Source organism: Mesorhizobium sp. (assembly GCF_965229135.1).
Classification (GTDB): domain Bacteria; phylum Pseudomonadota; class Alphaproteobacteria; order Rhizobiales; family Rhizobiaceae; genus Mesorhizobium.
The window spans coordinates 1,067,301-1,089,932 of the sequence record NZ_OZ245860.1 but is presented as its reverse complement, the minus strand read 5'-3'; the positions used below and the strand labels follow the sequence as shown (position 1 = coordinate 1,089,932).

Annotated in this window: 30 protein-coding genes; 28 read left to right on the top strand and 2 right to left on the bottom strand. The window is 61.4% G+C overall.

From position 1 onward, the window contains the following. Positions 1 to 3: 3 nt before the first annotated feature. The 23 genes from rplP to ACO07C_RS05195 all read left to right on the top strand — a co-directional run bounded on the left by rplP (position 4) and on the right by ACO07C_RS05195 (position 15,105). On the top strand, positions 4 to 417 hold the full coding sequence (rplP, locus tag ACO07C_RS05305) for a 50S ribosomal protein L16 (protein WP_421913170.1): 414 nt from the start codon (positions 4 to 6) through the stop codon (positions 415 to 417). A gap of 13 nt (positions 418 to 430) precedes the next feature. Then, positions 431 to 631, top strand: coding sequence for a 50S ribosomal protein L29 (gene rpmC / locus ACO07C_RS05300; RefSeq protein ID WP_135904002.1), 201 nt, complete (start codon positions 431 to 433; stop codon positions 629 to 631). 11 nt (positions 632 to 642) lie between these two features. Continuing rightward, positions 643 to 882 (top strand): 30S ribosomal protein S17, encoded by a 240-nt coding sequence (gene rpsQ, locus ACO07C_RS05295; protein ID WP_010909280.1) that lies wholly within the window; start codon positions 643 to 645, stop codon positions 880 to 882. 71 nt (positions 883 to 953) lie between these two features. Continuing rightward, positions 954 to 1,322: a 50S ribosomal protein L14 gene (gene rplN / locus ACO07C_RS05290; RefSeq protein WP_006205457.1), complete on the top strand. Its 369-nt coding sequence runs from the start codon at positions 954 to 956 to the stop codon at positions 1,320 to 1,322. A 12-nt stretch (positions 1,323 to 1,334) separates the two neighbouring features. Continuing rightward, entirely contained in the window at positions 1,335 to 1,649 is a 315-nt protein-coding gene (gene rplX, locus ACO07C_RS05285) for a 50S ribosomal protein L24 (RefSeq protein ID WP_013531428.1), read from the top strand. Then, positions 1,642 to 2,220, top strand: a complete 579-nt coding sequence (gene rplE / locus ACO07C_RS05280) for a 50S ribosomal protein L5 (RefSeq protein WP_421913169.1) — start codon at positions 1,642 to 1,644, stop codon at positions 2,218 to 2,220. The genes rplX and rplE overlap by 8 nt, the downstream gene beginning before the upstream one ends. A gap of 27 nt (positions 2,221 to 2,247) precedes the next feature. Next, a complete protein-coding gene (rpsN, locus tag ACO07C_RS05275) occupies positions 2,248 to 2,553 on the top strand; it encodes a 30S ribosomal protein S14 (RefSeq protein ID WP_421913168.1) in 306 nt (101 codons plus the stop codon). A gap of 12 nt (positions 2,554 to 2,565) precedes the next feature. After that, positions 2,566 to 2,964, top strand: coding sequence for a 30S ribosomal protein S8 (rpsH, locus tag ACO07C_RS05270; protein ID WP_006205453.1), 399 nt, complete (start codon positions 2,566 to 2,568; stop codon positions 2,962 to 2,964). A gap of 90 nt (positions 2,965 to 3,054) precedes the next feature. Further along, complete coding sequence (gene rplF, locus ACO07C_RS05265; RefSeq protein ID WP_421913167.1) at positions 3,055 to 3,588, top strand: 50S ribosomal protein L6; 534 nt, start codon at positions 3,055 to 3,057, stop codon at positions 3,586 to 3,588. A gap of 141 nt (positions 3,589 to 3,729) precedes the next feature. Further along, the gene (rplR, locus tag ACO07C_RS05260; RefSeq protein WP_421913166.1) at positions 3,730 to 4,089 is read left to right on the top strand and encodes a 50S ribosomal protein L18; all 360 of its coding nucleotides are present in this window, start codon (positions 3,730 to 3,732) and stop codon (positions 4,087 to 4,089) included. 135 nt (positions 4,090 to 4,224) lie between these two features. Continuing rightward, a complete protein-coding gene (gene rpsE / locus ACO07C_RS05255) occupies positions 4,225 to 4,788 on the top strand; it encodes a 30S ribosomal protein S5 (RefSeq protein ID WP_006333394.1) in 564 nt (187 codons plus the stop codon). A gap of 24 nt (positions 4,789 to 4,812) precedes the next feature. After that, complete coding sequence (rpmD, locus tag ACO07C_RS05250) at positions 4,813 to 5,010, top strand: 50S ribosomal protein L30 (RefSeq protein ID WP_006205449.1); 198 nt, start codon at positions 4,813 to 4,815, stop codon at positions 5,008 to 5,010. A 22-nt stretch (positions 5,011 to 5,032) separates the two neighbouring features. Continuing rightward, on the top strand, positions 5,033 to 5,506 hold the full coding sequence (gene rplO, locus ACO07C_RS05245) for a 50S ribosomal protein L15 (protein ID WP_421913165.1): 474 nt from the start codon (positions 5,033 to 5,035) through the stop codon (positions 5,504 to 5,506). A gap of 190 nt (positions 5,507 to 5,696) precedes the next feature. Next, positions 5,697 to 7,037, top strand: coding sequence for a preprotein translocase subunit SecY (gene secY, locus ACO07C_RS05240; protein ID WP_227347672.1), 1,341 nt, complete (start codon positions 5,697 to 5,699; stop codon positions 7,035 to 7,037). Further along, the gene (locus tag ACO07C_RS05235; protein ID WP_421913164.1) at positions 7,034 to 7,642 is read left to right on the top strand and encodes an adenylate kinase; all 609 of its coding nucleotides are present in this window, start codon (positions 7,034 to 7,036) and stop codon (positions 7,640 to 7,642) included. Before secY ends, ACO07C_RS05235 begins: the two co-directional genes overlap by 4 nt. Positions 7,643 to 7,845: 203 nt before the next feature. Further along, a complete protein-coding gene (gene rpsM / locus ACO07C_RS05230; RefSeq protein ID WP_006205445.1) occupies positions 7,846 to 8,214 on the top strand; it encodes a 30S ribosomal protein S13 in 369 nt (122 codons plus the stop codon). Between the two features lie 129 nt (positions 8,215 to 8,343). Beyond that, the gene (rpsK, locus tag ACO07C_RS05225; RefSeq protein ID WP_006205444.1) at positions 8,344 to 8,733 is read left to right on the top strand and encodes a 30S ribosomal protein S11; all 390 of its coding nucleotides are present in this window, start codon (positions 8,344 to 8,346) and stop codon (positions 8,731 to 8,733) included. Between the two features lie 101 nt (positions 8,734 to 8,834). Beyond that, a complete protein-coding gene (locus ACO07C_RS05220) occupies positions 8,835 to 9,845 on the top strand; it encodes a DNA-directed RNA polymerase subunit alpha (RefSeq protein WP_013531438.1) in 1,011 nt (336 codons plus the stop codon). Positions 9,846 to 9,949: 104 nt separating this feature from the next. Then, entirely contained in the window at positions 9,950 to 10,378 is a 429-nt protein-coding gene (gene rplQ / locus ACO07C_RS05215) for a 50S ribosomal protein L17 (protein ID WP_421913163.1), read from the top strand. 200 nt (positions 10,379 to 10,578) lie between these two features. After that, entirely contained in the window at positions 10,579 to 12,066 is a 1,488-nt protein-coding gene (locus tag ACO07C_RS05210; protein WP_421913162.1) for a DegQ family serine endoprotease, read from the top strand. A 53-nt stretch (positions 12,067 to 12,119) separates the two neighbouring features. Beyond that, entirely contained in the window at positions 12,120 to 13,430 is a 1,311-nt protein-coding gene (locus ACO07C_RS05205) for a replication-associated recombination protein A (protein ID WP_421913161.1), read from the top strand. A gap of 146 nt (positions 13,431 to 13,576) precedes the next feature. Further along, positions 13,577 to 14,113, top strand: a complete 537-nt coding sequence (locus ACO07C_RS05200) for a DUF930 domain-containing protein (protein ID WP_421913160.1) — start codon at positions 13,577 to 13,579, stop codon at positions 14,111 to 14,113. Positions 14,114 to 14,274: 161 nt separating this feature from the next. Continuing rightward, a complete protein-coding gene (locus ACO07C_RS05195) occupies positions 14,275 to 15,105 on the top strand; it encodes an aspartyl/asparaginyl beta-hydroxylase domain-containing protein (RefSeq protein ID WP_421913159.1) in 831 nt (276 codons plus the stop codon). A gap of 89 nt (positions 15,106 to 15,194) precedes the next feature. Here the strand turns inward: ACO07C_RS05195 and ACO07C_RS05190 are convergent, their stop codons facing one another. After that, a complete protein-coding gene (locus tag ACO07C_RS05190; RefSeq protein WP_421913158.1) occupies positions 15,195 to 16,388 on the bottom strand; it encodes a TCR/Tet family MFS transporter in 1,194 nt (397 codons plus the stop codon). Positions 16,389 to 16,496: 108 nt separating this feature from the next. Beyond that, on the bottom strand, positions 16,497 to 17,402 hold the full coding sequence (locus tag ACO07C_RS05185) for an NADP-dependent oxidoreductase (RefSeq protein ID WP_421913157.1): 906 nt from the start codon (positions 17,400 to 17,402) through the stop codon (positions 16,497 to 16,499). 544 nt (positions 17,403 to 17,946) lie between these two features. Here ACO07C_RS05185 and ACO07C_RS05180 point away from each other — a divergent pair. The 5 genes from ACO07C_RS05180 (at position 17,947) to ACO07C_RS05160 (ending at position 22,600) form a co-directional block, all read left to right on the top strand. After that, positions 17,947 to 18,915, top strand: coding sequence for a helix-turn-helix domain-containing protein (locus tag ACO07C_RS05180; RefSeq protein ID WP_421913156.1), 969 nt, complete (start codon positions 17,947 to 17,949; stop codon positions 18,913 to 18,915). A gap of 141 nt (positions 18,916 to 19,056) precedes the next feature. Continuing rightward, positions 19,057 to 20,574, top strand: coding sequence for an aldehyde dehydrogenase (gene adh, locus ACO07C_RS05175; protein WP_421913155.1), 1,518 nt, complete (start codon positions 19,057 to 19,059; stop codon positions 20,572 to 20,574). A 121-nt stretch (positions 20,575 to 20,695) separates the two neighbouring features. Further along, positions 20,696 to 21,052: a DUF779 domain-containing protein gene (locus tag ACO07C_RS05170; RefSeq protein ID WP_421913154.1), complete on the top strand. Its 357-nt coding sequence runs from the start codon at positions 20,696 to 20,698 to the stop codon at positions 21,050 to 21,052. Between the two features lie 53 nt (positions 21,053 to 21,105). Next, positions 21,106 to 21,480: a fluoride efflux transporter CrcB gene (gene crcB / locus ACO07C_RS05165; RefSeq protein ID WP_421913153.1), complete on the top strand. Its 375-nt coding sequence runs from the start codon at positions 21,106 to 21,108 to the stop codon at positions 21,478 to 21,480. 139 nt (positions 21,481 to 21,619) lie between these two features. Next, positions 21,620 to 22,600: an RluA family pseudouridine synthase gene (locus tag ACO07C_RS05160; RefSeq protein WP_421913152.1), complete on the top strand. Its 981-nt coding sequence runs from the start codon at positions 21,620 to 21,622 to the stop codon at positions 22,598 to 22,600. Positions 22,601 to 22,632 lie beyond the last annotated feature (32 nt).

Sequence of the window (22,632 nt, the reverse complement as noted above, 5' to 3'; positions counted from 1 at the left end):
ACGATGCTGCAGCCAAAGCGCACAAAGTTCCGCAAGCAGTTCAAGGGCCGCATCCATGGCACCGCCAAGGGCGGCACCAACCTGGATTTCGGTGGTTTCGGGCTGAAGGCGCTTGAGCCGAACCGCGTCACCGCACGCGAGATCGAGGCGGCCCGCCGCGCGATCACTCGTGAGATGAAGCGTGCCGGCCGCGTCTGGATCCGTATTTTCCCTGACCTCCCGGTCACTTCGAAGCCAACCGAAGTCCGCATGGGTAAGGGCAAGGGCGCTGTCGATTACTGGGCGGCGCGCGTAAAGCCGGGCCGTATCATGTTCGAGATCGACGGCGTCAACGAGGAAACCGCCCGCGAGGCGCTGCGTCTCGGTGCGGCCAAGCTCTCGGTCAAGACGCGCTTCGTGCAGCGCATCGCAGAATAAGGACGGGCTGATCATGAAAGCCGAAGACATCCGGACCAAGACCCAGGACCAGCTGACAGACGACCTGGCCAGCCTGAAGAAGGAGCAGTTCAACCTGCGCTTCCAGAAGGCCACGGGCCAGCTCGAGAAGACCGCGCGCGTGAAGCAGGTCCGTAAGGACATTGCGCGTATCAAGACCATCGCTGCGGAAAAGTCCGCGGCTAAGAAGGCTTAAGGACGAAAACCATGCCAAAGCGCATTCTGCAGGGCACCGTCGTCAGCGACAAGAACGAGAAGACGGTTGTCGTCAAGGTCGAACGGCGCTTCACGCATCCCGTGATGAAGAAGACCGTGCGCATGACCAAGAAGTACAAGGCGCACGACGAGAACAACGCCCACAAGGTTGGCGATCAGGTGTTCATCCAGGAATCGAAGCCGATTTCCAAGGATAAGCGCTGGATCGTCGTGTCTTCGGACCAGGCGTAAACAACGAATTTTGGACAGACCGGGGAGGGGCTTTGAGCCCGTCCCGTTAGAAAAGAAGAAGGCGGCCAGTCATGATTCAGATGCAAACAAACCTCGACGTCGCGGATAATTCCGGCGCCCGTCGTGTCATGTGCATCAAGGTGCTGGGCGGCTCGAAGCGGAAATACGCTTCCGTGGGCGACATCATCGTGGTGTCTATCAAGGAAGCCATTCCGCGCGGCCGCGTTAAGAAGGGCGATGTGATGAAGGCGGTCGTGGTTCGCACGGCCAAGGACATCCGCCGCCCGGACGGCAGCGTGATCCGTTTCGACAAGAACGCGGCCGTTCTCGTCGATAACAAGAAAGAGCCGATCGGCACGCGTATCTTCGGACCGGTTCCGCGCGAACTCCGCGCCAAGAACCACATGAAGATCATCTCGCTCGCGCCTGAAGTGCTGTAAGGAGCCGGACCAATGCAAAAGATTAGAAAAGGCGACAAGGTCGTCGTGCTGGCCGGCAAGGACAAGGGCCGTTCGGGCGAAGTCCTCTCGGTTCAGCCGAAGGAAGACACCGCGCTGGTGCGCGGCGTCAACATGATCCGTCGTCACCAGAAGCAGTCCCAGTCCCAAGAGGGCGGGATCATCACCAAGGAAGCGCCGATCCAGCTGTCGAACATCGCGCTGGCCGATCCCAAGGATGGCAAGCCGACCCGCGTCGGTTTCATCTTCCAGAAGGACGGCAAGAAGGTGCGCGTCGCCAAGCGCTCGGGAGAAGTCATCAATGGCTAAGGCTGAAACCAAGCAGGCAACTGCCAACAATGTGCCGCGCCTCAAGAAGGTCTACAACGAGACCATCCGCAAGGCATTGCAGGAGCAGTTCGGCTACGACAACGAAATGCAGGTTCCGCGCATCGACAAGATCGTGCTGAACATGGGCGTCGGCGAGGCGACCGGCGATTCGAAGAAGCCTTCGATCGCGGCGGAAGATCTCGCGATGATCGCCGGCCAGAAGGCCGTCGTCACCCGCGCCCGCAATTCGATCGCCGGCTTCAAGGTCCGCGAGAAGATGCCGATCGGCGCCAAGGTCACGCTGCGCAAGGAACGCATGTACGAGTTCCTCGACCGCCTCGTGAACATCGCGCTGCCGCGCGTTCGCGACTTTCGCGGACTGAATCCGAAGAGCTTCGATGGCCGTGGCAACTATGCCATGGGCATCAAGGAACACATCGTGTTCCCGGAGATCAACTACGATAAGGTTGATCAGATCTGGGGCATGGACGTCATCGTTTGTACGACTGCGAAGACGGACGACGAAGCCAGGGCATTGCTCAAGGCCTTCAACTTCCCCTTCCGCCAGTAACGGCAGCGAGAAAAGGAAAAATCTGAAATGGCAAAGACCAGCTCAGTCGAGAAGAACAACAGGCGCCGGAAGCTTGTGGACCAGTTCGCTGCAAAGCGTGGGGCCCTCAAGGCGATCATCATGGATCAGTCCAAGCCAATGGAAGAGCGCTTCCGCGCCCAGTTGAAGCTTGCGGCGATGCCGCGCAACTCGGCCAAGATCCGCATCCGCAACCGCTGCGAAGTCACCGGCCGTCCGCGCGCCTACTATCGCAAGCTCAAGGTATCGCGCATCGCGCTTCGTGATCTCGGCAACAACGGCCAGATCCCGGGCCTGGTCAAGTCGAGCTGGTAAGGAGGACATAACATGTCATTGAGCGATCCTCTCGGCGATATGCTGACCCGCATCCGCAACGCATATGGCCGCAAGAAGTCGAGTGTTTCGACGCCGGCTTCGCGTCTGCGCACCCGCGTTCTCGACGTGCTGAAGGCGGAAGGCTATATCCGCGACTACAGCCAGACCGACTTCGACAACGGCAAGTCCGAGATCGAAATCGAGCTGAAGTATTTCGACGGCGCTCCCGTCGTGCGTGAAATCGCCCGTGTTTCGAAGCCGGGTCGCCGCGTCTATGTCTCGGCGAAGTCGATCCCGCACGTCGCCAACGGCCTCGGCATCGCCATCCTTTCGACGCCGAAGGGCGTGATGGCCGATCACGAAGCACGCGAACAGAACGTCGGCGGCGAGATTCTCTGCCAGATCTTCTGATCCGGCAGCTCACCGCAAAGTGGAATCCGGTCTTCGGATCGTTCCCCGAAGACAGAGACCTGAAACAAGAGAAGTGACGAGGACAACAAAATGTCTCGTATTGGAAAGAAACCCGTTTCGCTGCCGCAGGGCGTGACCGCGACCGTCAACGGCCAGACCGTTACGGCGAAGGGCCCGAAGGGCGAGCTGAAGTTCGTGGTCAACGACGAAGTGCTGGTCAAGATGGAAGGCAGCGAAATCGCTGTTCAGCCTCGCGACCAGACCAAGACCGCCCGCTCCAAGTGGGGCATGTCGCGCACGCAGATCGTCAACATCCTGCAGGGCGTGAAGGACGGCTTTGAAAAGAAGCTCGAGATCACCGGCGTCGGTTATCGTGCCGCGATGCAGGGCAAGAACCTGCAGCTGGCTCTTGGCTTTAGCCATGATGTCGTCTACGAGACCCCGCAGGGCATCACCATCGCTGTTCCGAAGCCGACCGAAATCACGGTTACCGGCATCAACAAGCAGCAGGTAGGCCAGGTTGCCGCCGAGATCCGCGAGTATCGCGGTCCCGAGCCTTACAAGGGCAAGGGCGTTCGCTATGCTGGCGAGAAGATCGTCCGCAAGGAAGGCAAGAAGAAGTAGTGGGCTTGGCCCGAAAAGTCGCAGACTTTTTCGGAAAGGGCCAAGCCAAGGAAATGCAACGCCGCGGGGAGCGGTCGCGGGAGGCATTTTGGCCTACCGCATATGGCGGCCCCCGTTTTCTGAAGGCAAGGAAGACATATTATGGGTACCAAGGAAGCCACTCAGCGCCGCGCGCAGCGCGTTCGCCGCCAGATCAAGAAGGTCGCCGGTGAGCGCCCGCGTCTGTCGGTTCACCGCACGTCGAAGAACATCTATGTCCAGGTGATCGACGACGCCAGGGGCCACACCATCGCCGCCGCTTCGACGCTCGAGAAGGACCTCAAGGGTTCGCTCAAGACCGGCGCGGACACCGCGGCCGCCGCGGCGATCGGCAAGCTGATCGCCGAGCGTGCTTCGAAGGCTGGCGTCACGGAAGTCGTGTTTGACCGCGGCCCGTACATCTATCACGGCCGCGTCAAGGCGCTGGCCGAAGCTGCCCGTGAAGGTGGCCTGAGCTTCTAAGCATGTTCCCAAAAAGTCGCGGACTTTTTGGATAGGATCATGCGAAGGAAGAAATGACTTTCGCCCCCGGTGACCCAAAGAGGCGCCGGATTATCATCAGCAACCGTGCTTCCGGAAAAAAACAAGGAACAGGATATGGCACAAGAACGTAGGGATGGCGGCCGCGGCCGTGATCGCGAAGAGCGCGACGATGGCATGGTGGACAAGCTCGTCCACATCAACCGCGTCGCCAAGGTCGTCAAGGGCGGCCGTCGGTTTGGTTTTGCAGCGCTCGTCGTTGTCGGCGATCAGAAGGGTCGCGTTGGCTTCGGTCACGGCAAGGCACGCGAAGTGCCGGAAGCCATCCGCAAGGCAACTGAATCGGCAAAGCGCGACATGATTTTCGTGCCGCTGCGTTCGGGCCGTACCTTGCATCACGACGTCGAAGGCCGTTGGGGCGCTGGCCGCGTCCTTTTGCGCGCCGCCAAGCAGGGTACCGGCATCATCGCTGGTGGTCCCATGCGCGCCGTCTTCGAGACGCTCGGCATGCATGACGTGGTCGCCAAGTCGATGGGTTCGTCGAACCCTTACAACATGGTTCGCGCCACGTTCGACGCGCTGAAGAGCCAGATGCATCCCAAGGATGTGGCTGCTGCTCGCGGCATCAAGTATTCGACCCTTCAGGCCCGCCGCGGCACCGCCGTAGCGGCTGAAGAATAGTCGATCTGACCAGGGATTTTGACCATGGCCAAGAAAGCAACCAAGACCATCACCGTTGAGCAGATCGGTTCGCCGATCCGTCGTCCGAAGGAACAGCGCGCGACGCTGGTCGGGCTCGGCCTCAACAAGATGCACAAGCAGCGCACGCTGGAAGACACTCCCTCCGTGCGCGGCATGATCGCTGCCGTCCAGCATCTCGTCCGCGTCGTGGACGAGGGCTGAGCCGAAGCGCAGGAGAACTCAGATGAAACTCAACGATCTGCGTGACAAGGACGGCGCGACGCATTCCAAGAAGCGTCTCGGCCGTGGCATTGGCTCCGGCTCCGGCAAGACCGGCGGTCGCGGCGTCAAGGGCCAGAAGGCTCGCTCCGGCGTCGCCATCAACGGCTTCGAGGGTGGCCAGATGCCGCTCTATCGGCGCCTGCCGAAGCGTGGCTTCAACAACATCTTCGCCAAGAGCTTTACCGTCGTGTCGCTGGCCCGTATCCAGGTCGCGATCGACGCCAAGAAGCTCGACACGAAGGAAACCGTGACGGCCGAAACGCTCGTCGCGGCCGGCGTTATCCGTCGCGTCAAGGACGGTGTTCGCATCCTGTCCGATGGCGAGATCAAGGCGAAGCTGGCGTTTGACGTCGCCGGCGCCTCGAAGGCCGCGATCGAGAAGATCGAAAAGGCCGGCGGGTCGGTGAAGCTCCCCGAAAAGGCGGCTGCCGAGTAACAACGATTTGAAGCGCGGTCGGCAAAGGTGGGAACCGTTTTTGCTTCTGATCGCGTTTTGATTTGGAATATGGCGGCCGCGTCAACGCGGCCGCTTGCATGTTTACAGTCCGGAGCTTATCTCGTGAGCTTCGGTGACACGCGCCGCCTGACCTGCGGGCCATGAAGCGTGACCAAGCGGAGAATCAGGCATGGCTTCGGCTGCTGAACAACTAGCCTCGAATCTGAATTTTTCGGCGTTCGCCAAGGCGGAGGACCTGAAGAAGCGTATCTGGTTCACCATCGGCGCGTTGCTCGTATACCGACTTGGTACCTACATTCCTCTTCCCGGCATCAACCCGGATGCCTTCGCGCAAGCCTTCACGCAGCAGAGCAAGGGCGTGCTCGGCATGTTCAACATGTTCGCCGGCGGCGCCGTTCAGCGCATGGCGATCTTCGCCCTTGGCATCATGCCCTACATCTCAGCCTCCATCATCATGCAGTTGATGACCTCGGTCATCCCGTCGCTGGAAGCGCTGAAGAAGGAAGGCGAGCAGGGCCGCAAGATCATTAACCAGTACACGCGCTACGGCACCGTGTTGCTGGCGCTGGTCCAGGCCTATGGCATCTCGGTCGGGCTGGAGAACGGCAACGGCATCGTCAGCGATCCCGGGATGTTCTTCCGTATCTCGACGGTGGTGACGCTCGTTGGCGGCACCATGTTCCTGATGTGGCTCGGCGAGCAGATCACCGCGCGCGGCATTGGCAACGGCATTTCGCTGATCATCTTTTCCGGCATCGTCGCTGGCCTGCCGCATGCCATCTCCGGCACGCTCGAGCTTGGTCGCACCGGCGCTCTGTCGACGGGTCTGATTCTCGCGATCATCGTTCTGGCCATCGTCGTCATCGCGCTGATCGTCTTCTTCGAGCGCGCCCAGCGCCGCTTGCTGATCCAGTATCCGAAGCGCCAGGTCGGCAATCGCATGTTCCAGGGCGACACCTCGCATCTGCCTCTCAAGCTCAACACTTCGGGCGTCATCCCGCCGATCTTCGCGTCATCGCTCCTGCTGCTGCCCGCGACCGTCGCCGGCTTCTCGCAGGCGACCAATCTGCCGACCTGGGCCAGCACCATCCTGGCGTCGCTTGGCCATGGCCAGCCGCTTTATATGCTGTTCTACGCGGCGATGATCGTGTTCTTCGCCTTCTTCTACACCGCGATCGTCTTCAATCCGAAGGACACGGCCGACCAGCTCAAGAAGCATTCCGGCTTCATTCCGGGCTACCGCCCGGGCGAGCGGACCGCTGACTACATCGACTACGTTCTCACCCGCATCACCGTCGTCGGCGCCATCTATCTGGTGCTGGTGTGTCTGCTGCCCGAGTTCCTGATTTCCGCGACTGGCGTACCATTCTACCTTGGTGGCACATCGCTTCTGATCGTGGTCAGTGTAACGCTCGACACGGTGGCGCAGATTCAGGGTCACCTGATCGCGCACCAGTATGAGGGCCTGATCAAGAAGTCGAAGCTGCGCGGGGGGAAGAAGGGCAGATGAGGTTGATATTGCTTGGGCCGCCGGGGGCGGGCAAGGGGACGCAAGCACAAAGACTGGTAGAGAAACACGGCATACCCCAGCTTTCCACGGGAGACATGCTGCGTGCTGCAGTCCAGGCGGGTACGGAAGTGGGTAAGCGCGCCAAGGCGGTGATGGATGCCGGTGAGCTGGTTTCCGACGCTATTGTCAACGCCATCGTGGCCGAGCGAATCGACCAGCCCGATTGTGCGAGGGGGTTCATCCTCGACGGGTATCCGCGTACTCTGGTGCAGGCGGACGCGGTGGAATCGATGCTTTCGGATCGCGGCTTGAGCCTCGATTCGGTCATCGAACTTGTCGTGGACGACAGGGCGCTGGTTGGACGGATCGTCAAACGTGCCGACGACGCCAAGGCCGCTGGCCAGCCTGTGCGCAAGGACGACAATCCTGTCGTTTTCGAGGAACGGCTACGCGAGTACTACAAAAAGACAGCTCCGCTGATTGGCTACTATTACGCCAAGGGCAAACTCAAGGGCGTCGACGGGATGGCAGGCATCGACACGGTCACCAAAGAGATCGAGGGGGTGCTCGCGGCGACCACCCAGGCGGCGGCGCCGGTAAATTAACGATTATGCTTGACTGGAGCGGTTCGCTGCGCTATGGCGGCCCGTCTCCTATCAGGCATGGGCGTTGCTTGTCCGCAAGGGCAAGGCCGCCGCTTTGAACTGGAAACACCCGCAAGGGCCGGCCTCCACCGGACGCGGGGCAATCTGAACAGCGCCGTCCTGCCTTTTCGAAGGTTGGCGGTCCATATGGAGAAGAGAAGAAAATGGCTCGTATAGCCGGCGTTAACATTCCGACCAACAAGCGCGTCGTCATTGCGCTTCAGTACATCCACGGCATTGGCAAGAAGTTCGCCCAGGAAATCGTCGACAAGGTCGGCATTCCGGCCGAGCGTCGCGTCAACCAGCTGACCGATGCCGAAGTGCTGCAGATTCGTGAAACGATCGACCGCGACTATCAGGTCGAAGGCGATCTGCGCCGCGAAGTGTCGATGAACATCAAGCGGCTCATGGACCTCGGTTGCTACCGCGGCCTTCGTCACCGCCGCTCGCTGCCGGTTCGCGGCCAGCGCACGCATACCAATGCGCGCACCCGCAAAGGCCCGGCCAAGTCGATCGCCGGCAAGAAGAAGTAAGAATTTCAGGCGGCTTGTCCGTCTCGCCCGGCAGCCTCGGCTGCCGGTTGCGTTTTCCCGGCAACTGAAAAACGGGATGGTGGAGCCGCTGGCATTACGGCGGTGTCGAGATCAACTGAAAGGAATACCATGGCCAAGGAAGCCGCACGTGTTCGCCGTCGCGAACGCAAGAACATCTCGTCGGGCGTTGCCCACGTCAATTCTACCTTCAACAACACGATGATCACCATCACCGACGCACAGGGCAATTCGATTGCCTGGTCGTCGGCGGGTGCCCAGGGCTTCAAGGGTTCGCGCAAGTCGACCCCGTTCGCCGCCCAGATGGCCGCCGAGGATGTCGCCAAGAAGGCACAGGAACACGGCATGCGCATGCTCGAAGTCGAGGTCTGCGGACCCGGCTCCGGCCGTGAATCGGCTCTGCGCGCCCTGCAGGCGGCCGGCTTCACCATCACCTCGATCCGAGATGTGACGCCGATCCCGCACAATGGCTGCCGCCCGCGCAAGAAGCGCCGCGTCTAACCAATACCGAACGCCACGCGAACGCTGAAAAGCGTTCCTCCGTGGTTTTCCAGGTCGCCCGCCACGATTGGATGGTGGCGGGTCAACGGAAGGAAAGCACCATGATCCAGAAAAATTGGCAGGAACTGATCAAGCCGAACAAGATCGAGTTCTCGTCGAAGAAGAAGACGCTGACCACGCTGGTCGCCGAGCCGCTCGAGCGCGGCTTTGGCCTTACGCTCGGCAACGCCCTGCGCCGCGTTCTCCTGTCTTCGCTGCGCGGCGCGGCCGTCACGGCTGTGCAGATCGACGGCGTTCTGCATGAATTCTCGTCCATCGCCGGCGTGCGTGAGGACGTGACCGACATCGTCTTGAACATCAAGGAAATCGCCATCCGCATGGAAGGCGATGGCCCCAAGCGCATGGTTGTGCGCAAGCAGGGACCGGGCGCGGTCTTGGCTGGCGACATCCAGACGGTTGGCGACGTCGAGATCCTCAACCCCGACCACGTCATCTGCACGCTGGACGAGGGTGCGGAAATCCGCATGGAGTTCACCGTCGACACCGGCAAGGGCTACGTGCCGGCCGACCGCAACCGCGCTGAAGACGCGCCGATCGGGCTCATCCCGGTCGATAGCCTCTACTCGCCGGTCAAGAAGGTCTCCTACAAGGTCGAGAACACCCGCGAGGGCCAGGTTCTCGATTATGACAAGCTGACCATGACGATCGAGACCGACGGTTCGATCACCGGTGAGGACGCTGTGGCGTTCGCCGCTCGCATCCTACAGGACCAGCTCGGCTTGTTCGTCAACTTCGACGAGCCGCAGAAGGAAGTCGCGGCGGAAGCCGTCACCGAGCTCGCCTTCAACCCGGCGCTGCTCAAGAAGGTCGACGAGCTCGAGCTTTCGGTGCGTTCGGCCAACTGCCTGAAGAACGACAACATCGTCTATATCGGCGACCTGATCCAGAAGACCGAAGCCGAGATGCTACGCACTCCGAACTTCGGCCGCAAGTCGCTGAACGAGATCAAGGAAGTCCTGGCGGCGATGGGCCTGCACCTCGGCATGGAAGTGCCGGACTGGCCGCCGGAGAACATCGAAGACCTCGCCAAGCGTTACGAAGACCAATATTGAGCATGAATTCCAAGGATCGGCGGCGTGGGCCGCTCGATCCGACGGTCATGCGGAAAACCATCAGGGGCCGCGGCCTCTTGAACAACTGAAGAAGGAAAAGAGCCATGCGCCACGGTTTCAAAGGCCGCCGCTTCGCCCGAAGCATTAGCCACCGCAAGTCGATGTTCGCCAACCTCGCCGTGTCGCTGCTCGAGCACGAGCAGATCGTCACCACCCTGCCTAAGGCGAAGGACCTGCGTCCGATCGTCGAGAAGCTGGTGACGCTCGGCAAGCGCGGCGACCTGCACGCCCGCCGCCAGGTCATTGCCCAAATCGGCAATGAAGGCGTCGTCAAGCGTCTGTTCGACACGATCGCCCCGCGCTACGCCGACCGCAACGGCGGCTACCTGCGCATCATGAAGGCGGGCTTCCGCCACGGCGACAACGCCGCGATGGCGGTCATCGAATTCGTCGATCGCGACACCTCGGCCAAGGGCGCGGCAGACCGCGCTCGCCTCGAAGCCGAAGGCAACGAGGAAGCCGAAGCCGCATAAGCTTCAGCTTTTCGCCAGCAATCTTAAGGGGCCCGCGGGCCCCTTTTGTCGTAAGGAAGGAATGGCAATCGGCGGCCGAGGTTGTTTTGTGCCCGTTTTCAAAGGAACGCGCGTAAAACAGCCAGTTTCCAGCGTCTTAGCCTTTCATTTTGCACAATCGTCGGGACAATGGCGCCCGAACTCGCCTCGGAGGATTCGCAATGCGCGCCAAAAGACTGCCACTTGTTCTGCTCCTCGCCATGATGGCGTTTGCAGTCGTGCCGGCGGTCAGACAGGCGCTGGCGGAGGAGGCCAAGACAGATCCCGGCCTTTCCGACGTGCTCACCGATCTTCTGCATGGCGTCGAGGGCAAGAACGGCGGTGCCAGTGACAACAAGCGCGTGCCGTTCGGCCGCGACGAAGTGCAGCTGTCGTTCGCGCCGCTGGTCAAGCAGACCGCGCCGGCCGTGGTGAACGTCTATGCCTCCCAGACGGCCAAGGTCACGTCACCCTTTGATGGCGACCCATTCTTCGAGGAGTTCTTCGGCCGCTCGCAGCCCCGCGCGCAGTCCTCGCTCGGCTCCGGGGTGCTTGTCGACCCGGCCGGCATCGTGGTGACCAATTTTCACGTCATCAAGGGTGCCGACGAGGTCAGGGTTGCAACATCGGACGGTCGCGAATTCACCAGCAAGGTGCTGTTGAAGGATGAGACGCTCGACCTCGCGGTGCTGAAGATCGAATCCGACAAGCCGTTCCCGGTTATCGCCATCGGCGATTCCGATGCGCTCGAGGTCGGCGACCTGGTGCTGGCGATCGGCAATCCTTTTGGGGTCGGTCAGACCACGACCAGCGGCATCGTTTCCGCTCTTGCCCGCAGCCATATTGGCGTATCGGACTCGAGCTTTTTCATCCAGACGGACGCCGCCATCAACCCCGGCAATTCCGGTGGCGCGCTGATCAACATGGGCGGCCAACTGATCGGCATCAACACCGCCATATACAGCCGCAGCGGCGGTTCCATCGGCATCGGCTTTGCCATCCCCTCCAACATGGTTCGGGCATTCGCGGAAGCGGCAAAGGCTGGGCGCGACTTCTTCGAACGCCCGTATATTGGCGCCGAGTTCGAGGCGGTGACCCCGCAGATCGCCGAGTCGCTCGCCATGGACAAGCCGACCGGCGCGCTGGTGTCTTCGGTGGAAGAGGCCAGCCCGGCGGCAAAGGCGGGGCTGAAGCCGGGTGATGTGGTGTTGGCGCTCAACGGCACGCCTGTGGAGAGCATCGAGGCACTCGATTACCGCATGGCCACGCTGTCGATCGGCACCAACGCGAATTTCACCATCCTGAGCAAGGGCAAGCAGGCAAGCATGGATATCGCGCTGGAGCGGGCTCCGGAAGGGGCGAAAGCCCCCGAGCTCACCTTGCGCGGCCGCAGCCCGTTCTCCGGCGCCAAGGTAGCGGAACTGTCACCGCGTCTTGCCCAGCGTCTCGGTTTGCGGACCGACCTCAAGGGCGTGACAGTCACCGACATCAACCGTGATTCACCCGCGGCCGATTTCGGTTTCCAGCCCGGCGATATCATCCGCGAGGTGAATGGAACGACCATCGAAACCGCCGCGGCCTTGGAGCAGATAACCAGACAGGACACGCGCTGGTGGCGCTTTACCGTCGAGCGTGGCGGGCAGATACTGCGTCAGGTGTTGCGTTATTAGAGCAAGCCCCCCCGGACATTTCGGGGAGGCATGCCCCAACCGTAAAGAAGTGCATGGCCGATCTGTTCAGCGTCGACGAACCAGAGAAGGCGCCGCCCGGCCGGCCGCTGGCCGACAGGCTGCGGCCAAGAAACCTCGGTGAGGTTGTCGGCCAGGAACATCTGACTGGCCCTGATGGCGCTCTCACACGGCTGATCAATTCCGGCTCGCTGGGGTCGATGATCTTCTGGGGCCCACCCGGAACTGGCAAGACCACGGTTGCACGACTTCTCGCCGGTGAAACCAGCCTGGCCTTCGAACAGATTTCGGCTGTCTTTTCCGGCGTCGCCGACCTCAAGAAGGTGTTCGAAGCAGCCAAGCTGCGCCGCGCCAATGGCCGGCAGACATTGCTGTTCGTCGACGAGATCCATCGCTTCAACCGGGCTCAGCAGGACGGTTTTCTGCCGGTGATGGAAGACGGCACCGTGGTGCTGGTCGGCGCCACCACGGAGAATCCATCCTTCGAACTGAATGCCGCGTTGCTGTCGCGCGCACGCGTTCTGGTTTTCCGTTCGCTCGACGAGGAAAGTATTGCCAAGCTGATGGCGCGCGCCGAGGAAACCGAGGGCAGGGCGTTGCCGCTCGATGACGAGGCGAGGGGGATGCTCATCCGCATGAGCGATGGCGACGGTCGTGCGTCGTTGACGCTGGCCGAAGAGGTCTGGCGCGCCGCCAAGCCTGGCGAAGTCTTCAGCCCGGAAGGGCTACAGCGCATCGTCCAGCGCCGCGCGCCAATCTACGACAAGGGCCAGGACGGCCACTACAATCTGATCTCGGCGCTGCACAAGTCCGTACGCGGATCGGATCCCGATGCGGCGCTCTATTATCTTGCACGCATGTTCGATGCCGGCGAGGACCCGCTCTATCTCGGTCGCCGTCTGGTCCGCATGGCGATGGAGGATATTGGGCTGGCTGACCCGCAGGCACTGGTTGTCGCCAACGCCGCCAAGGATGCCTACGACTATCTTGGGTCGCCCGAGGGCGAACTCGCCTTTGCCGAGGCGACCGTCTATCTCGCCACCGCGCCCAAATCCAATGCCGTCTATAACGCTTTCAAGGCGGCCACGCGCGCTGCCAAGGAGTACGGCTCGCTGCTGCCGCCAAAGCATATTCTCAACGCGCCGACCAAGTTGATGAAAGCGGAGGATTACGGCAGCGGCTACCGCTACGATCACGACGAGCCGGATGCTTTTTCAGGCCAGGATTATTTTCCGGAGAAGATGGGCCGCCAGACCTTTTACGATCCGCCGGAACGTGGTTTCGAGCGCGATATAAGGAAGCGTCTGGACTACTGGTCGAAGTTGCGAAGCGAGCGGGAAAAGTAGGCTTGCGCGGCCCGGCGGTTCTTACGCTTCGCAACCAGACATTGCCTTGGGGTGTCCCCGCCTCGGTTGTCCTCCACACCCTGCTGATTGCGGCGCTTGCCGTGTTGCCGGCTCCAAAACGTCCAAAACGGCCCCAGGAAGACGCGGTGTCGGTCGAGATCCTGACATCTCGGCAGTTCGACACGGCGATAGCCCCGCCAAGCGCGCCGGCGGTATCGCCCCAGCCGCAGCCTGCCTCGGCGCAGCCTTCTCCCGACGCCGCCTTGGCTGCCAAGCCTCAGTCGCCGGTCGCGCCGGCCATGATTCGCCCGACACGGATGCTGTCGGCAAAGACGCTGGCCGATCCGCGCAGCAGGCAGGCGCGTGCCGATCTCAGGACATTCGCTGCCGATGAGCGCATGGTGCAGCTTTGCAATCTCGAGGCGATGGACCAGATCCGCCAGTGGCGTGCCGATTTCCAGCCGGAGCGGGTGGTGCCCTATGCGACGGCTGAAGAAAAGGTTGCCGGTACGATGATCACCGCTGATGGTGCCGCTTTCCGCAGCCGCAAAAACTGGTACAGTCTCAAGTTCAAATGCCAGCTCGCGCAGGACGGCGAAAGCGTCATCGGCTTTGAATTCCTGGTCGGCGATCCCGTGGCCAGGGATAGATGGGACGAGTTTGGCTTGCCGGCGGTGCATTGACCGATATCCAGCGGGCTCTATCAGGCAGCCGCTAGGCCACGATGCCGTGGCCGTTGTGCGACGACCCAAAAAACCTTATCAAGGCGCACGGCCGGGCGGTGGTCGTTGCCGTGATTTGGCACACCTCATTCGCAACAGGATCGCGCTCCGCGCGTGGAAAAATGACAAAAACCCTTCGCAAATCGCTTCGCAAATTCGCCATTGCCATCCCGCTTCTGGCCCTCGGCTTCTATTTTATTCCCATCCTGACGACGGTTTTCATTGTCCTCGGCCTCATCGATGTGCTGCGCAATGACCGCAAGGATCTGTCGCTGTTCTCAGGCTATTTCCTCGGCAACGGCATCTTCACCTGGCTGCTTTCGCCATTCAACCTGCTGGTCGATCTCCTGTGTTACAGGAACCCTGGTGTCTGGAAACTGGAGCAATTTCCGGCGGACTATCAGCGCGAGGTCAATGAGGTCCTGGACATCTTCAAGGCGCGCAAGGACGAGATCATCGCGGACATCGACGCCAATTTTGGCGCTGGTCGGCGTGGCATGTATGTCTATCAGTGGTACGGCAAGCACAAGATCGACAACGTCGCCGAATTCAACAAGGATTTCAAATACATCAAGACGATCGCCGTTTCCGTTTTCAGCAAGCGTGAATCGACGTCGTGGCATTTCGGGCCGCTGCGGCTCAGCCTGCGTATCCTCTATAACCTCGTTCCGGTGAAGTCGGAAATCTTCGTCGAGTGCGGCAACGTCAAGAACTACTGGTACGACAATCCGCTATTCATTTTCGACGACACGTTGTTGCATCGTTCGGTCAACGAATATGACGGACGCCGCTACTGCGTCTTCATGGACATTATCAGGCCGTCCCCGGTTCCTGGGCTGATCGCCGGCATGCTCGCGGTTGTCTCGGTCAGCGTCGAGCGCATCAACTCGATGTTCTACAAGAACTGGAAGATGATCGGTTCAAGCAAGCCGAAGAAGGTCGGAACGACCTGAGTTCTACGGGAATCCAGCCGGCCGCTGAAAATCGAGGGGTAGGGCGCCCCTCGACCGGATCGCCTGAACCTATTTGGCGAAGCGCGCCGCTAAGCGGTCGCCGTGTGCATGGAGCGGGCTGTCCGGGTGCTGATAAACACCAGTGGGATCGCAATGGCATTGATGACAACCACGGAAAGCCAGATGGCGCCTGGCCACTGCTTCTGGATGACGAAGTAGAATGTCGAAAAAGCCAGCGGCGCGACGATGGAGGCGAGGCTTACAGCCGATGCCAGCACGCCCTGGAGTTGGCCCTGGCCGGCTTGGTCGACCTGCCGGGTGGCGAACGCCTGAAAAGCCGGCGTGCCGATTCCGCTGAGAGCCAAGATCGGCATGATGGCGAACACGATCCAGCCCTGGTTGGCGAAGGCCATCGCAACAGCAGCGGCGCAGCCAAAGCCAATGCCGACGATGACGGTCCAGCGCTCGCCGAGCAGCTTGGTCGCCGATCCGGGCAGCAATGCCTGCACGGTTGTCTGGCAGAGGCCGAACGCGCCCAGCGAAAGGCCGATCCACAGCCCATTCCATTGGAATGTGTCGAAGCCCCATAGAGCCCAGCAGGTGCCATAGGCATCACCCGCCGCGCTCAGGATGAAATACACCAGGATGATGGGCAGAAGTCCTTTCATCGAGAAAACCCAGCGCATTGGACGAAACGGATTGAGCGCGGGCAGGTCGATCTGGCGGGCCGGTGTGCGGGATTCCGGCAGGGCGGACAGAGCCAGCAGGAGATTGCAGGCGTTCAGCACGGCGGCGGCGATAAAGGGCAGCCGCAGCCAGTAGTCGCCAAGCAGTCCCCCGAGAACCGGTCCGACGATGAAGCCGGCGCCAAACACGGCGTTGAACAGTCCAAAGCGACGGGCTCGCTTGTCCTGCGGCGTGATGTCGGTGATGTAGGCCATCGCCACGGAGATGTTGGCGCTGGTCAGGCCGGCAATGGCGCGACCGAGTAACAGCATCCAGAGCCGCGGCGCGAAGGCCATGATGACATAGTTGATCGCCGCGCCCGCCAATGAGATGAGCAGCACGGGACGTCTGCCAAGGTTGTCGCTCAAGGCGCCAAGCACCGGCGCGAAGATGAACTGCATGACTGCATAGAGCGCCGTCATGATGCCGATATACATGGCGACATCCTTTGTGTGCGCGACCTCTTCGAGAAGTCGCGGCAGAATAGGAAAGATGAGGCCCAGGCCAACGGCATCGAGGCCGATGGCGGCAAAAATGACGACAAGAGGTCTGTTCATGGTGTGGGTCCAAAAAGTACGCCGATAGGCTCCGCTTCCAGGCGCAGCGCGCCTGGAAGGTTCCTCTCGGCTGCCTTTCCCGTTGCGCCAGCCTGGACGAATACGGGATCAGGCGATGGAAATAATGAGCTTTCCGGCGACATGTCCCCTGGCGCTGACCTGCTGCGCCTGTGCGGTCTGCTCCAGCGCAAAGGTCTGTTCCACACGCAGTCGGAAAAGGCCTTGGGAGCAAAGCCGGGCCACATAGGCAAAGATCAGCTCGGGGGCTTTCGGCGGCCCGTGAGAGAACTTCGCGCCATACTGCTCGGCCGAGAAATCGGCGACGGAAAGGACGCGCTTGGGATTACCGACGATGTCGATCAGCTCCGGGATGATCCCCGAACCAGCGAGATCGAGTGCTGCGTCGATACCCTGCGGTGCCAGCTCCCGCACGCGTTCCGCAAGGCCCGGTCCGTACGTCGTCGGAATGGCGCCGAGTTCCCGCAGATAGTCATGCTTCCGCGCGCTCGCCGTGCCGATTACGGCAATCCCGCGCAGGCACGCGAACTGGATGACGGCTGTGCCGATCCCACCCGCAGCACCGCTTGCCAGCAGCGTCTGGCCGGATTTCACGCCCACTTCATCAAGGGCGCGCGTCGCCGTGTCGACGATCACCGGCAGGCCGCCGGCGACTTCGAAAGGCACATCATCCGGCTTATGCGCCCAATGTGTGAGAACCGCATACTCAGCCATCGCGCCTTCGCCAAAGCCGAAGACGGCGTCCCCGACCGACACGCTGGAAACGCCTGCGCCGACCTCGTCCACTATGCCCGACGCCTCGACGCCGAGACCCGAGGGAAATGTCACCTCCTCGAAATCGCGGTATTGGCCGTCCCGGCGCTTCCAGTCCGAGGGATTGACCCCGGCGGCGCGGACAGCGATCCGGATCTTGCCGGGACCCGCATGCGGCTCATCGACCTCGTCGACATGCAGAACCTCCGGACCTCCATAGTCGTTGAACTGAACTGCCTTCATGAGTTTTTCCTTCGACCGTGCGTTCCGCGCAAGCACCCCAAACCGGCTTGATGGCGGCCGCATCCGACCCCGAGCGCTCACGATTAGGACTGAGACCAAATGTGTACTCAGTATATAAATTATCGACATTTGCCTGTCAACGCGAATATGTACTCAGTATATGCAGGTCGCTATCAGGAGCACGATTCCGATGCCATCCGATTGACCATCCCGGCACCCGCCTTGCGGCTGGTCTGCTGCTGGCGACTTGGAGCGTGGCCTTCATCCAGGCTCATCTGGCGTTTCGACGGACCGACGACGCGAATGCGACCTTTCTCGCGCTTGTCGACAAGGGGAGCATTGGCCCGAAAGCAGCGATGGCGGGCACGCCTTACGCCTGAGCGATCGTGGCGCATCCATCCGACGGTTGCGCCGTATTTCGACCCTCTTGGACCATCGTCCTATAGCGGCATCGGTCGTTGATCCTCTAGAACTCGACTGACGGATATATTTCACCGGATATAACGCTGCTGGAAAGGCGCGGTATTCACCTTGGGAGGATAAGGTGAACGGACAGTCTGCCACTCATCACGCGGATGTCGTTCAGGCAGCCATAGCCACCAGCGATGCGGCGCGCTCGGCGTTGGTCGCCTCGTGGCGACGCTCTCTCACGTTGCATGGTCTTGATCCCGCCGAGCGCAAGTCGCCGCGTCGCCTGACTGAAGGCGAGTTGAGCCAGGCGCGGCAGCGCATGGAGCCATTGCTCCGCGCCGCTGATGCCAGCCTAGACCGGCTTTATCTGGCCGTCGGTGGCATCGGCTGCTGCGTGTTGCTTGCCGATCGCGAAGGCATACCGGTCGAACGCCGCGGTGCTGTCGCGGATGACGACACATTCGACGAATGGGGGCTTTGGACAGGCACCGTATGGAGTGAGGACTCCGAAGGTACCAACGGCATTGGCACCTGTCTGGCCGACCAGCGCGCGCTCACCATTCATCGCGACCAGCACTTCTTCTCGCGCAACACGTTGCTGAGCTGCACCACCGCGCCGATCTACGATCATGAAGGCAATCTGGCGGCCGCGCTCGATATCTCGTCGTGCCGGTCGGACCTGACGGAAGGTTTCGTGAACCTGATCGCCATGGCGGTGGGCGATGCGGCGCGCCGTATCGAGGCCGAGAACTTCCGCCTGGCGTTTTCCAACGCTCGCATCTTGCTGGCGCCGGTAGCCGAGCGCAGCGCCGGTGCCCTGATCGCTGTCGATGAGGACGACCTTGTGATCGGCGCGACGCGCTCGGCGCGCCTGGCGCTGGGCGTCACCCAACAGACACTGGCCAAGGGACTGCCCGCGGCGGACATCGTGGGCCGCTCGGCCGGGGCCGCCGAGGATCTCGACGATGCGGAGCGCGGCGTGATCCAGCGTGCCATTGCGCGCGCCGAAGGCAATGTTTCGGCGGCTGCCACCAGTCTTGGAATTTCACGGGCGACCTTGCATCGCAAGCTCGCTCGCTTTGGCATCCGCCGTCCGCACTGAGCTTTCGGGCTCCAGGCTGTCGCAGATTTGCGACAGTTGGCGACGGCGAATGATGGGCTTGGGCTGACAAACCTCACCACGTCCGCAAAATCCCCTCAGCGACGCGCCGCATCCCGTGGCGCTGCTTCCTGGGAGGAACGCATGAACAAAGTTGAATTTTCGCGCACGGCCAAGGTGCCCTTCGCCAAGCGCTATGACAATTACATCGGCGGCAAATGGGTCGCCCCGCTTTCCGGAAGATATTTCGAGAACATATCGCCGGTGACCGGCCGGCCGCTGGGCGAAGTCGCGCGCTCTGATGCCAAGGACATCGAAGCGGCACTCGACGCCGCGCACAAGGCCAAGGATGCCTGGGGCAAGACGAGCGCAGCCGCACGCGCTTTGATCCTCAATCGCATCGCCGACCGCATGGAGGAAAATCTCGACCTGCTGGCGCTGGCCGAAACCTGGGACAATGGCAAGCCGATCCGCGAAACCACCGCCGCCGACCTGCCGCTGGCCATCGATCATTTCCGATATTTCGCCGGTGCCGTACGCGCCCAGGAAGGCGGTATTTCGGAGATAGACCACGATACCGTCGCTTACCATTTCCATGAACCTCTCGGCGTTGTCGGTCAGATCATTCCCTGGAACTTTCCGCTTCTGATGGCGGTGTGGAAACTTGCCCCTGCGCTTGCCGCCGGCAATTGCGTTGTCATCAAGCCGGCCGAACAGACACCAGCCACGATCATGCTGTGGGCGGACCTCGTTGGGGACCTGCTGCCGGAAGGCGTCCTCAACATCGTCAACGGCTTCGGCCTCGAGGCCGGCAAGCCTCTCGCTTCGTCGAACCGCATCGCCAAGATCGCCTTCACCGGCGAGACCACGACGGGCCGGCTGATCTCGCAATATGCCAGCCAGAATCTCATCCCGGTGACGCTGGAACTCGGCGGCAAGTCGCCCAACATCTTCTTCCAGGACGTGACATCAGAGGATGACGATTTCTTCGACAAGGCGATCGAAGGCTTTGTCATGTTCGCGCTCAACCAAGGCGAAGTCTGCACTTGCCCCAGCCGGGCGCTGGTGCATGAAAAGATCTATGACAAGTTCATGGAACGTGCGCTGAAGCGCGTCGAAGCAATCGTGCAGGGCGACCCGCTCGACCCCGCGACCATGATCGGCGCCCAGGCCTCGAGCGAACAGCTGGAAAAGATCCTGAGCTACTTCGACATTGGCCGCAAGGAAGGCGCAGAGGTGCTGACCGGCGGTGAGCAGAACCACCTGCCGGGCGATCTCGCCGGCGGCTACTACGTCAAGCCGACCGTGTTCAAGGGGCACAACAAGATGCGCGTCTTCCAGGAGGAAATTTTTGGGCCGGTGGTCTCGGTCACGACCTTCAAGGATGACGACGAGGCACTATCCATCGCCAACGACACGCTTTACGGCCTCGGCGCCGGCATCTGGAGCCGCGATGCCAACCGCTGCTATCGCTTTGGCCGCGCCATTCAAGCCGGGCGTGTCTGGACCAATTGCTACCATGCCTATCCGGCGCATGCTGCGTTTGGCGGCTACAAGCAGTCGGGCATCGGACGTGAAAACCACAAGATGATGCTCGACCATTATCAGCAGACCAAGAACATGCTGGTCAGCTACAGCCCAAAGAAGCTTGGGTTCTTCTGACGTCCTCCCAGGGCTACGCATGATCCGGGGCGGCGCCATATCCTCCGGCCGGGTCATGCGTATCGCAAACGGGGCGTGGCGGTTCCGCCGCGCCCCGTTAGTCTGGACAAGGAGAAATGCCATGCTCGACAAGGTCTCGCTTGGGAAAGTTTCAGCCACGCCGGAAGCGACGACATTCCTGGCTGAGATCATCGCCGATCATGGCCCGGTCCTGTTTCATCAGTCGGGGGGCTGCTGTGACGGTTCCTCGCCGATGTGCTACCCGCGAGACGACTTCATTGTCGGTGACAATGATGTGCTTCTGGGCGAGATTGGCGAGACGCCGGTCTATATCAGCGCCTCGCAATATGAGGTGTGGAAACACACCGATCTCATCATCGATGTCGTAGCGGGCAGGGGCGGTATGTTCTCGCTCGACAACGGGCGCGAGCGGCGGTTCCTCACGCGCTCCACGATCTGTGCCGTGCCGTCGGCCTAACCACCCCGACTACGGGGATTGACCGGTTCGCGTGACCGGGGCAGTAAACGACGATGCTCAATCTTCTTCTCGTCGTTGTGGGCGGCGGCATCGGCGCCGGTATACGTCACCTGACAAACTTGGGTGCCCTGCGCCTTGTCGGTCCGAATTTCCCTTGGGGCACGATGGTAATCAACATCGTCGGCTCCTTCGCCATGGGCCTGTTCATCGCAATGCTGGTGCGGCGCGGCGGATCGAGCGAACTTAGGCTGTTCGTGGCCACCGGCATTTTGGGCGGTTTCACCACCTTTTCCGCCTTCTCACTGGATTTCGCGACTTTGTGGGAACGCGGATCGGCACTGCCGGCTCTCGGTTACGCGCTTGCCAGCGTCATTGGGGCGATCATTGCACTGTTTGTGGGTCTTTGGCTCGCAAGAAGCCTGCCTTAGTGCTATTGCCGCGACAATGGCGCCGCGCATCCCTGGGGACGCGCCGGTGGCGCTATGGAAAATTTGATCTTGCGCACGATCCCCTTCGAAAACCGATTCCGTTTTCGTGTCATGCGCCTGAAACGGGTAAAGCGAGACTATGGCAGGCGTTGAACAGATTACAGTGGAGGCCGGCGAAGCGGGCATGCGGCTCGATCGTTGGTTCAAGACCCACTTTCCGGGCCTTGGGTTCGGACACTTGCAAAAGCTGCTGCGCTCCGGTCAGATCCGCGTCGACGGTGGCCGGGTAAAGGCCGATACGCGCGTCGAGCCGGGCCAGGTGGTCCGCGTTCCGCCGCTCGAAGTTGACAAGAAGGGCGAAAGCGCGCTCACCGGCCACTCGATCCGCAATCAGGGCGATGCCGATGTTCTGGCAAAGATGCTGATCCACGAGGATCCGAAGGTCTTCGTCTTCAACAAGCCAGCCGGGCTGGCCGTCCAGGGCGGCTCGGGTGTCACCCGCAATGTCGATGATATGCTGGAAGCCTGGCGCAACCAGAAGGGCGAGAAGCCGCGCCTTGTCCATCGGCTCGATCGCGACACTTCGGGCGTGCTGGTCGTGGCGCGCACCCGGCTCGCCGCGATGAAGCTCGCCGAGGCGTTTCGCGCGCGCGAAACCAAGAAGACCTATTGGGCGCTGGTCAAAGGCGTGCCGCCGAAGCGCGAGGACAAGATCTCGACCTGGCTGATCAAGGAGCCAACGCCCGACGGTGACCGCGTGCGCGTCGCCAAGCATGGTGAAAAGGGCGCCGACCACGCTGTTTCCTATTATCGCATCATCGAGCAAGCCGCACAGACCATGACCTGGCTGGAAATGGAACCCTACACCGGCCGCACGCACCAGCTTCGCGTCCACGCGGCCTACATCGGCTGCCCGATCATCGGTGATCCAAAATATTTCGAGGCCGACACCAACTGGGATTTTCCAGGTGGCATGCAGAACCGCCTGCACCTGCACGCGCGACGCATCGTCATTCCGCATCCCGACAAGGGTTTCATCGATGTCACCGCGCCGATGCCGCCGCATATGCGCCAGAGCTGGAACCTGATCGGCTTCGACGACGCCAGCGCGGAGGAGTGAGCTTGGGCGGCGCCACCGATACAATCGACCGG